This window comes from Streptomyces sp. NPDC002125 (genome assembly GCF_053593715.1).
Genome location: NZ_JBSFDD010000059.1, coordinates 1 through 9,833, shown reverse-complemented (window position 1 = coordinate 9,833; position 9,833 = coordinate 1). Strand labels below are relative to the sequence as shown.

Genomic DNA, 9,833 nt, shown 5'->3' with positions numbered 1-9,833 from the left:
AGACGAGCTGTTCGGGGAGCCAGCGGAGTTCCGCCTCCTCCCCCACGCTCAGCCGCACGTCGTACGTGGCCGGTCCCGCGTCCGGGCCGGCGCCCCTGCATACGTCCTCGGTCAGTCGTTCGGCGTCCAGTACTCGACGAGCTTGCCGACACCGTGCTCCAGGGTCTTCCAGGAGCCGGTGAACTCGACGACGGCGTAGGCGGCGGTCGGGAAGCCGTCCCTGGTCATGCGGGCGAGGGAATCGCCCTCCGCCGATCCGCTGAGCGCGTCGGCGGCGCCGTGCATGCCGGGATTGTGGCCGATGACGAGGAGGTTCCGCACGTCGTCGGGGGTCTCGTCGAACAGGGCGATCAGCTCGCCGAGGGAGGCCTCGTACAGCCTCTCCTCGTACACCGTCCTCGGACGCTGGTCGAACTCGTGGACCGCCAGCTTCCAGGTCTCGCGGGTCCTGGTGGCGGTCGAGCAGAGAGCCAGGTCGAAGACGGTTCCCGAATCGGCCAGCCTGCGGCCCGCGACGGGAGCGTCCTTCCTGCCCCGTTCGGCCAGTGGCCTCTCATGGTCGGACGACTGCGACCATTCCGCCTTGGCGTGCCTGAGAAGGACGATCCTGCGAGGTGTATCGACGCTCATACACCTCAGCTTCGCATGAATTGCGGCTCCGGGCGCAGGGTGTTGACGTGCTCGCCCGCTGCGGGTGAACGACGTTGTCAGGGGCAGGTCAGGCGGGCAGAAGTCCCAGGAAGTGCCCGACGAGGCGCCCGATCGCGGGGTCGCTCGCGGCGGCGTGCGCCTGGCCGGGTTCCAGGATCAGCAGGAGGAGCGCGGCGAAGGCGACGGCGGGCAGCGCCACGGCCCACCACGGCAGCCGGACCTCGACGGTGTCGGTGGCGGGGCGGTGGGTGCGGGTAGGGGCCGGCATGTCCGCCTCCATGGGTCCTCGGCTGGTTTCACCAAGAACCTACGGGCCGGCCGGCGGCGGTCCCATCCGGTGACCCACCCACTCGACCCTGAACCTGGCCCCCTAGGGGATGGTGGGGCTGTCCCCACCCCCGGGTGGTCAGGGGGAGGCGATCGTGGCGATCACACCGATGACCACGGAGATGAGAAGCATCGTCCCGAACACGAGGAGAAGCTTCTTCTGGCCGTTCTGGGGATTCGGATCGAGCACTGGCATGCGCACAGTGTCGCATCTCAGCATTCGTCCTCGATCGTCCGGTCCCTTCCGGCGATCACCCCGGCGGCCATCTGAGGCACCAGGAGCCCCGCCATCAGCAGGATCGGCAGTCCCCAGCCGCCGCTGTGCTGGTAGAGCACACCGACGAGCAGGGGCCCGGGGGCGGCGATCAGATAGCCGGTGGACTGGGCGAAGGCGGAGAGCCTGACCACGCCCGCGCCGGTGCGGGCCCGCATCCCGATCATGGTGAGGGCGAGCGGGAAGGCGCAGTTGGCGATGCCGAGGAGCAGCGCCCAGAGCCAGGCACCGCCGGCGGGTGCCAGATAGAGGCCGGCGTAGCCGACGAGCCCGCAGCCGCCGAGGACGAGCGCGATGGTGCCCTGGTTCTTCAGCCGGGCGGCGGCCCTCGGGATGACGAAGGCGAGCGGTACGCCCATGGCCATGATCACGGCGAGCAGCAGGCCGGCGGTGCCCGCCGAGACCCCGGCGTCGCGGTAGATCTGCGGCATCCACTGCATGGTGATGTAGGCGGCGGTGGCCTGGAGGCCGAAGAAGCAGGCGAGCGCCCAGGAGGTCCGGCTGCGGGTGATCCGCAGGGCGGGGGCCGGGCCGGCGGTCTGTTCCCCGGGCTCCCCGGGGGCGGCGCCCCTGTCCCGTGCCAGCGCGGCCCAGGGCAGGACCGCGACGGCCGCGAGCGCGGCCCAGACGGCCAGTCCGGTCTTCCAGCTGCCGCCGAGAGCGCTGGTCAGGGGCACGGTGAGGGCGGCGGCGAGGCCGGTGCCGAGGGCCAGGGCCATCGAGTAGAGGCCGGTCACGCTGCCGACCCGGTCGGGGAACCAGCGCTTGACGATGACGGGCATCAGGACGTTGCTGACCGCGATGCCCATCAGGGCGAGGGCGCTGGCCACGAGGAACCCGGCGGTGCCGCCCACGAAGGGGCGCAGCAGGAGCCCGGCCGCGATGGCGGCCATGCCCGCGCAGACGACGGCGGCGGGCCCGAACCGGCGGGACAGCCGCGGCGCCATGAAGCCGAACAGCGCGAAGCAGAGGGGCGGTACGGAGGTGAGGACCCCGGCGACGCTGCCGCTCATGTGCAGCCCGTCCCTGACCTCTTCGAGGAGGGGGCCGAGGCTGGTGATGGCGGGGCGCAGGTTGAGCGCGGCGAGGACCAGGCCGATGAGGACGATCCGCAGCGTCCAGGGCGACGGCGCGGGGGCGGGCCGTGCACGGGTGGGGGTCTCGGCGGGGCTCAAGGTCGGGGTCTCCTCGTGAAGCATGAGCCCATCATAGAATCATGGGATGATTGACTGTCCACCTCTCGTCTCGCCCTGAGACAATCCTGGAGACGATCCGACGGGCCCGCACCTCCCGGACGACCCCTTCCGGAACACGAGCAAGGAGCAGCATGGCGCTCACATCTCCGCGGCGTTCGGCTCTCGCCGACCAGGTGATTGCCCAGCTGAGGAACCAGATCACCGCCGGCGAGTGGCCCGTCGGCTCCCGGATCCCCACCGAGCCCGAGCTGGTCGAACAGCTGGGGGTCGCCCGCAACACGGTGCGCGAGGCGGTGCGCGCCCTGGCGCACAACGGGCTCCTGGACATCCGCCAGGGCTCCGGCACGTATGTGGTGGCGACCAGTGAGCTGGCCGGGGTGATGCAGCGCAGGTTCGCGGACGCCGACCCCCGGCACGTGGCGGAGCTGCGCTCCACGCTGGAGTCCTCGGCGGCCCGCCTCGCCGCTCTCCGGCGTACCGAGCGGGACATGAGGCAGCTGGACGCGCTGATGGCGCGGCGCGAGGAGACCTGGGCGTCCGGGGACGCCGAGGCGTTCGTGGCCGCGGACGCGACCCTGCACCTCGCCGTGGTCGCCGCCTCGCACAACGACGTGCTGACCGAGCTCTACGCCGACCTGAACGACCTGCTCCGCGACTATCTGCGCGACGACGTGGGTCCGGTGCTGAGGCCGGAGGAGCTCATGGACCACACCCGGCTCGTCGAGGCGATCCGGGCGGGCGACGCGGAGACGGCCGCCGCCGAGGCCTCGGCGCACGCCATGGACTGCCTGCGGGAGCGGGTCTAGGGGCCCGGAGCTCGGGAGCCCGGAGCGGCCGGGACCCGGAAGTTCAGGGGCTCACCGAGTGGCTGACCCAGGCCGAGCCGACCTCTTTCCAGCAGCGGTCCTCCAGCTTGACCGTCCGGCCCGGCTGTACGGCGACCGCCCCGCCGTCGGCATCGACGTCCCACCAGCGCTCGCACTCGGTGTGGAGCCGGACGAGATCGGTGGTGGGGTACGGGTTGTGGCAGTAGGCGATCACCCGGGAGCCCTCGACCGACGTACGGCATTCGGCGCCCGACGGCTCGGGCTCCGGGGCGAGGGGGGCCGAGGCCCCGCTCCCCGCCCGGTTGGCCGCACTCACGGCCACCGGGGCCAGGAGTCCCGCGACCACGGCCGCCGCTGCGAGCAGGGCCCAGGTTCGGCGACGTGTGGAGCGCACAGCGATCTCCTCCCCACAGCCTGACCAAAAGTCCGGTTCCACCACATTCTGCGGTGGGAGGGCCATCTTTTCGACTTGAGCGCGGAAAGGCCGGGCTGACGTGCCCGGACGCGCGACGGCCGCGTGCCCCCGGCGAGGGGTACGCGGCCGTCGGTGAGGCGTGGGCGGTCAGGCGCCCATCATGTGCACGCCGCCGTCGACGTGGATGATCTCGCCCGTCGTCTTCGGGAAGAAGTCCGAGAGCAGCGCCACGACACCGCGGCCGGCCGGCTCCGGGTCGGTCATGTTCCACTCCAGCGGGGAGCGGTGGTTCCAGACGTCCGCGAGCTCGCCGAAGCCCGGGATGGACTTGGCGGCCATGGAGCCGAGGGGTCCGGCGGAGATCAGATTGCAGCGGATGCTGTCCTTGCCCAGGTCACGGGCGAGGTAGCGGGAGGTGGCCTCCAGCGCGGCCTTGGCCGGGCCCATCCAGTCGTACTGGGGCCAGGCGAACTGCGCGTCGAAGGTGAGGCCGACGATCGAGCCGCCGTCCGTCATCAGCGGCTTGCAGGCCATGGCGAGCGACTTCAGCGAGAACGCCGAGACGTGCATCGCGGTGGCGACCGACTCGAAGGGCGTGTTCAGGAAGTTGCCGCCGAGGGCGTCCTGCGGCGCGAAACCGATGGAGTGCACCACGCCGTCGAGCGAGCCGAGCTCCTCCTTGACCAGGCCCGCGAGCCGGTCGAGGTGCTCGTCGTTGGTGACGTCGAGCTCGAGGACCTTGACGGGCTTCGGGAGCTTCCTGGCGATGCGCTCGGTCAGCGTCGGCCGGGGAAAGGCCGTCAGGATGACCTCGGCGCCCTGCTCCTGGGCCACCTTCGCGGTGTGGAACGCGATGGACGACTCCATCAGCACCCCGGTGATGAGGATGCGCTTGCCGTCGAGAATTCCGCTCATGGTGATCAGTGACCCATGCCCAATCCGCCGTCAACGGGGATGACGGCTCCAGTGATGTACGACGCGTCGTCGGACGCGAGGAAGCGCACCGCGGCGGCGATCTCGGCGGGCTGCGCGTAGCGGCCGAGCGGCACCTGCGACACGATGCCCTTGCGCTGCTCGTCGGTGAGCACCTGGGTCATGTCGGTGTCGACGAACCCGGGTGCGACGACGTTGAAGGTGATGTTCCGCGAGCCGAGCTCACGGGCGAGCGACCGGGCGAAGCCGACGAGGCCCGCCTTGGACGCCGCGTAGTTGGCCTGTCCGGCCGAGCCGAGGAGGCCGACGACCGAGGAGATCAGGACGACACGGCCCTTCTTGGCGCGCAGCATCCCGCGGTTGGCGCGCTTGACGACGCGGAAGGTGCCGGTGAGGTTGGTGTCGAGCACGGACGTGAAGTCGTCCTCGGACATCCGCATCAGCAACTGGTCCTTGGTGATGCCGGCGTTGGCGACCAGCACCTCCACGGGACCGTGCTTCTCCTCGATCTCCTTGTAGGCCTGCTCCACCTGCTCGGTGTCGGTGATGTCGCACCGGACGGCCAGAACCCCGGCCTCGGTGAGCGCCTGCGGCGGCTCACCCGAGCGGTGGGTGATGGCGACCTTGTCGCCGTTGTCGGCGAAGGCGCGGGCGATGGCGAGGCCGATGCCCCGGTTTCCTCCGGTGACGAGAACCGAGCGGCTCAACGGATCACCCTTTCCTTGGCGGTCTGGTACCTCGAAAACCTATCGGTACCACCCCGCTTCCAGGGAATCGGCCTCTGACAGCGCCGCCGGGCCGCGACTGTCGGATCCCTACAGAAGGGTCCGGCACGGACCCGGGAACGTAAAACGAGCGCGCGGGGACACCGCGACCCCCCATGATTCACTGCGAGGACATTTCTGAGGTGGAGAAGGGGAGGCCCGCGTGGCCCACGAGGTAGATCAGTCGTTCCTGGCCCTGCCCTTGCGCGCCCTCGCCGACGCGGCGCTCGCCCGCGCCCGGGCGCTCGGCGCCGTACACGCGGACTTCCGGCTGGAGCGGGTGCGCGGCGCCTCCTGGCGGCTGCGGGACGCCCGGCCTTCCGGGACGTCGGACACCACCGATCTCGGGTTCGCCGTCCGGGTGGTGCACGGCGGGGCGTGGGGGTTCGCGTCCGGGGTGGACCTGACCATGGACGCCGCCGCGAAGGTGGCCTCGCAGGCCGTGGCCATGGCGAAGCTCTCGGCGAAGGTGATCGCGGCGGCCGGTTCGGACGAGCGCGTCGAGCTGGCGGACGAGCCGGTGCACGGCGAGCGGACCTGGGTGTCCGCGTACGACGTCGATCCCTTCTCCGTACCGGACGCCGAGAAGGCCGGGCTGCTCTCCGAGTGGAGCTCCCGGCTGCTGGCGGCCGACGGGGTGGCACATGTGGACGCCTCGCTGATGACGGTCCACGAGAACAAGTTCTACGCGGACACCGCCGGCACCGTCACCACCCAGCAGCGGGTGCGGGTCCACCCGCAGCTGACCGCGGTGGCCGTGGACGGCACGACCGGCGAGTTCGACTCCATGCGGACCATCGCGCCGCCGGCCGGCCGGGGCTGGGAGTACCTCACGGGCACCGGCTGGGACTGGGACGCCGAGCTGGAGCGCATCCCGGGTCTGCTGGCCGAGAAGATGCGGGCGCCGAGCGTCGAGGCAGGGACGTACGACCTGGTCGTCGACCCGTCCAACCTGTGGCTGACGATCCACGAGTCGATCGGCCACGCGACCGAGCTCGACCGGGCGCTGGGCTACGAGGCGGCGTACGCCGGGACGTCGTTCGCCACCTTCGACCAGCTGGGGAAGCTGGCGTACGGCTCCCCCGTGATGAACGTGACCGGGGACCGCACCGCGGAGCACGGGCTCGCGACCGTCGGGTACGACGACGAGGGCGTCGAGGCGCAGTCCTGGGACCTGGTCAAGGACGGGACCCTGGTGGGCTACCAGACGGACCGCCGGATCGCGAAGCTGACGGGCCTGGGCAGGTCCAACGGGTGCGCGTACGCCGACTCGCCGGAGCACGTCCCCGTGCAGCGCATGGCGAACGTGTCGCTGAAGCCGGACCCGGGCGGGCTCTCCACGGAGGACCTGATCGGCGGGGTCGAGCGCGGGATCTACGTGGTCGGCGACCGGTCGTGGTCCATCGACATGCAGAGGTACAACTTCCAGTTCACAGGGCAACGTTTCTTCAGGATCGAGAACGGCCGACTGGCGGGCCAGCTGCGGGACGTGGCCTACCAGGCGACGACCACCGACTTCTGGGGCTCGATGGAGAAGGTCGGCGGCCCGCAGACCTACGTCCTGGGCGGCGCCTTCAACTGCGGCAAGGCCCAGCCTGGCCAGGTCGCGGCCGTCTCGCACGGCTGCCCCTCCGCCCTCTTCCGAGGCGTGAACATCCTCAACACGACGCAGGAGGGCGGGCGATGAGCCGCGTCAGCAAGCCGTACGAGATCGTCGAGCGCGCACTGGAGCTGTCCACCGCCGACGGCTGTGTGGTCATCGCGGACGAGAACTCCTCCGCCAATCTGCGCTGGGCCGGCAACGCGCTCACCACGAACGGGGTGACGCGGGGGCGGACCCTGACCGTGATCGCGACCGTGGACGGGGCCGAGGGGACCGCGTCCGGTGTGGTGTCGCGCTCGGCCGTCACCGCCGACGACCTGGAGCCGCTCGTCCGGGCCGCCGAGGCCGCCGCACGCGGCGCCGGGCCGGCCGAGGACGCGCAGCCGCTGGTCTCCGGCATCCCGGTGTCCGCCGCCTTCACGGACGCCCCGGCCGAGACGGGCTCCGACGTCTTCGCCGACTTCGCCCCGGCACTGGGCGAGGCCTTCGCCCGCGCCCGCTCGGGCGGCCGTGAGCTGTACGGCTTCGCCCACCACCAGCTGACCTCGACGTATCTCGGTACGTCGACGGGCGTGCGGCTGCGCCACGACCAGCCGAACGGGACGCTGGAGCTGAACGCCAAGTCCCCGGACCGGACCCGGTCCGCCTGGGCGGGCAGGGCCACCCAGGACTTCAAGGACGTCGACCCGGCGGCCCTGGACGCGGAACTGGCGCGGCGCCTCGGCTGGGCGGAGCGCCGCATCGAGCTGCCCGCCGGGCGGTACGAGACGCTGCTGCCGCCGACCGCGGTGGCCGATCTGCTGATCTACCAGTACTGGTCGGCGGGCGCCCGGGACGCGGCGGAGGGCCGTACGGTCTTCTCCCGGCCGGGCGGCGGGACGCGGATCGGCGAGACGCTCTCCGAGCTGCCGCTGAACCTGCGCAGCGATCCGTACGCTCCGGGGCTGGAGTCGGCTCCCTTCGTGATCGCGCACGCCTCCGGGGACGACTCCTCGGTCTTCGACAACGGGCTGCCGCTGGCGCCGACCGACTGGATCAAGGGCGGGAAGCTGGAGCGGCTGACCACGACCCGGCACTCCGCCGGGCTGACGGATCTGCCGGTGGCCCCGGCGATGGACAACCTGGTCCTGGACGGCGGCGGTGAGCGGTCCCTGGAGGAGATGGTCGCCGCGACGACCGGCCGGGCGCTGCTGCTGACCTGCCTCTGGTACATCCGGGAGGTGGATCCGGCCACGCTGCTGCTGACCGGTCTGACCAGGGACGGGGTCTATCTGGTGGAGGACGGCGAGGTGCTGGGCGAGGTGAACAACTTCCGCTTCAACGAGTCCCCCGTCGGGCTGCTGTCCCGGGCCTCCGAGGCGGGGCGCACGGAGAGGACGCTGCCGCGCGAGTGGGGCGACTGGTTCACCCGTGCCGCGATGCCGGCGCTGCGCATCCCGGACTTCCACATGAGCTCGGTCAGCCGGGGCGTCTGACCGTCCTAGACTGGAGCGGCATACCACCGAACCCCCCGAGGAGAGAATCGACCGTGACCGACATCGTCGACGAGCTGAAGTGGCGTGGGCTGTTCGCCCAGTCCACCGACGAGGACGCACTGCGCAAGGCTCTCGCGGACGGCCCGGTCACCTTCTATTGCGGGTTCGACCCGACCGCGGCGAGTCTTCACGTCGGCCACCTCGTGCAGGTGCTCACCATGCGGCGGCTCCAGCTCGCGGGGCTGAAGCCGCTCGCCCTGGTGGGCGGGGCAACGGGCCAGATCGGTGACCCGCGGCCGACCGCCGAGCGCACGCTGAACGACCCGGAGACCATCGCCGCGTGGGTCCAGCGGCTGCGCGGGCAGATCGAGCCCTTCCTCACCTTCGAGGGCCCGAACGCCGCCACGATGGTGAACAACCTGGACTGGACCGCGGGCATGTCCGCGATCGAGTTCCTCCGGGACATCGGCAAGCACTTCCGGGTCAACAAGATGCTCACCAAGGACTCGGTGGCCCGCCGGCTGGAGTCCCAGGAAGGCATCAGCTACACGGAGTTCAGCTACCAGCTGCTCCAGGGCATGGACTACCTGGAGCTGTACCGGCGCCACGGCTGCACCCTCCAGCAGGGCGGCAGCGACCAGTGGGGCAACCTCACCGCGGGCATCGACCTGATCCACCGCCTGGAGCCGGGTGCGCAGGTGCACGCGCTGGCGACCCCGCTCATGGTGAAGGCCGACGGCACCAAGTTCGGCAAGTCCGAGAGCGGCGCCGTCTGGCTGGACCCGGAGATGACGACGCCGTACGCGTTCTACCAGTTCTGGCTGAATGTGGACGACCGGGACATCTCGACGTACATGCGCATTCTCAGCTTCAAGAGCCGCGAGGAGCTCGAGGAGCTGGAGAAGCTCACCGAGGAGCGTCCGCAGGCGCGTTCGGCGCAGCGGTCGCTGGCCGAGGAGCTGACGACGCTGGTGCACGGCGGCGCGCAGTGCGCGGGGGTCATCGCGGCGTCGAAGGCGCTGTTCGGCCAGGGTGAGCTCGGCGAGCTGGACGAGGCGACGCTGAGCGCCGCCCTCTCGGAGGTGCCGCACGCCAGGGTCGCCGAGCTGGGCCCTGTGGTGGACCTCCTGGTCGAGGTCGGGCTGTCCGCCAGCAAGTCGGCCGCCCGCCGCACGGTCAAGGAGGGCGGGGCGTACGTGAACAACGTGAAGGTCACGGACGGCGAGACCGCCCCCGACGCCGGGGAGCTGCTGCACGGACGCTGGCTCGTCCTGCGCCGGGGAAAGAAGAACCTGGCCGCCGTCGAGGTCACCGCCGGCTGACGCGGAAGAGCACAGCGGTGCGGCCGGTCACGCGTCTCGCGTGACC

General features: G+C 71.2%; 11 protein-coding genes. 4 read left to right on the top strand and 7 right to left on the bottom strand.

Annotated features, from left to right (window positions below):
- Positions 1–111: 111 nt before the first annotated feature.
- From ACWCQM_RS40585 to ACWCQM_RS40570, 4 genes are all read right to left on the bottom strand, one after another.
- Positions 112–630 carry a SixA phosphatase family protein gene (locus ACWCQM_RS40585; RefSeq protein WP_450920078.1) on the bottom strand — a complete coding sequence of 173 codons (519 nt, stop codon included), beginning with the start codon at positions 628–630 and terminating at the stop codon, positions 112–114.
- Positions 631–718: 88 nt separating this feature from the next.
- The gene (locus tag ACWCQM_RS40580) at positions 719–919 is read right to left on the bottom strand and encodes a hypothetical protein (RefSeq protein ID WP_267076476.1); all 201 of its coding nucleotides are present in this window, start codon (positions 917–919) and stop codon (positions 719–721) included.
- 138 nt (positions 920–1,057) lie between these two features.
- Complete coding sequence (locus ACWCQM_RS40575) at positions 1,058–1,174, bottom strand: SGM_5486 family transporter-associated protein (RefSeq protein WP_086010434.1); 117 nt, start codon at positions 1,172–1,174, stop codon at positions 1,058–1,060.
- A gap of 17 nt (positions 1,175–1,191) precedes the next feature.
- Positions 1,192–2,451 carry a CynX/NimT family MFS transporter gene (locus tag ACWCQM_RS40570; RefSeq protein WP_450920077.1) on the bottom strand — a complete coding sequence of 420 codons (1,260 nt, stop codon included), beginning with the start codon at positions 2,449–2,451 and terminating at the stop codon, positions 1,192–1,194.
- Positions 2,452–2,579: 128 nt separating this feature from the next.
- On the opposite strand from ACWCQM_RS40570, the gene ACWCQM_RS40565 reads away from it, so the two are divergent.
- Positions 2,580–3,254 carry a FadR/GntR family transcriptional regulator gene (locus ACWCQM_RS40565; protein ID WP_450920076.1) on the top strand — a complete coding sequence of 225 codons (675 nt, stop codon included), beginning with the start codon at positions 2,580–2,582 and terminating at the stop codon, positions 3,252–3,254.
- A 43-nt stretch (positions 3,255–3,297) separates the two neighbouring features.
- Here ACWCQM_RS40565 and ACWCQM_RS40560 read toward each other — a convergent pair whose 3' ends face one another.
- The 3 genes from ACWCQM_RS40560 to fabG all read right to left on the bottom strand — a co-directional run bounded on the left by ACWCQM_RS40560 (position 3,298) and on the right by fabG (position 5,330).
- The gene (locus ACWCQM_RS40560) at positions 3,298–3,669 is read right to left on the bottom strand and encodes a hypothetical protein (protein WP_450920075.1); all 372 of its coding nucleotides are present in this window, start codon (positions 3,667–3,669) and stop codon (positions 3,298–3,300) included.
- Between the two features lie 168 nt (positions 3,670–3,837).
- Positions 3,838–4,605 carry an enoyl-ACP reductase FabI gene (fabI, locus tag ACWCQM_RS40555; protein WP_450920074.1) on the bottom strand — a complete coding sequence of 256 codons (768 nt, stop codon included), beginning with the start codon at positions 4,603–4,605 and terminating at the stop codon, positions 3,838–3,840.
- A gap of 5 nt (positions 4,606–4,610) precedes the next feature.
- Positions 4,611–5,330 (bottom strand): 3-oxoacyl-[acyl-carrier-protein] reductase, encoded by a 720-nt coding sequence (fabG, locus tag ACWCQM_RS40550; RefSeq protein WP_450920073.1) that lies wholly within the window; start codon positions 5,328–5,330, stop codon positions 4,611–4,613.
- Positions 5,331–5,550: 220 nt separating this feature from the next.
- On the opposite strand from fabG, the gene ACWCQM_RS40545 reads away from it, so the two are divergent.
- The 3 genes from ACWCQM_RS40545 to tyrS are packed head-to-tail and all read left to right on the top strand — an operon-like array spanning position 5,551 to position 9,787.
- Positions 5,551–7,074, top strand: coding sequence for a TldD/PmbA family protein (locus tag ACWCQM_RS40545; RefSeq protein ID WP_450920072.1), 1,524 nt, complete (start codon positions 5,551–5,553; stop codon positions 7,072–7,074).
- Positions 7,071–8,465 carry a metallopeptidase TldD-related protein gene (locus ACWCQM_RS40540; RefSeq protein WP_450920071.1) on the top strand — a complete coding sequence of 465 codons (1,395 nt, stop codon included), beginning with the start codon at positions 7,071–7,073 and terminating at the stop codon, positions 8,463–8,465. Before ACWCQM_RS40545 ends, ACWCQM_RS40540 begins: the two co-directional genes overlap by 4 nt.
- A gap of 53 nt (positions 8,466–8,518) precedes the next feature.
- Positions 8,519–9,787 carry a tyrosine--tRNA ligase gene (gene tyrS / locus ACWCQM_RS40535; RefSeq protein WP_450920070.1) on the top strand — a complete coding sequence of 423 codons (1,269 nt, stop codon included), beginning with the start codon at positions 8,519–8,521 and terminating at the stop codon, positions 9,785–9,787.
- Positions 9,788–9,833: the final 46 nt, after the last annotated feature.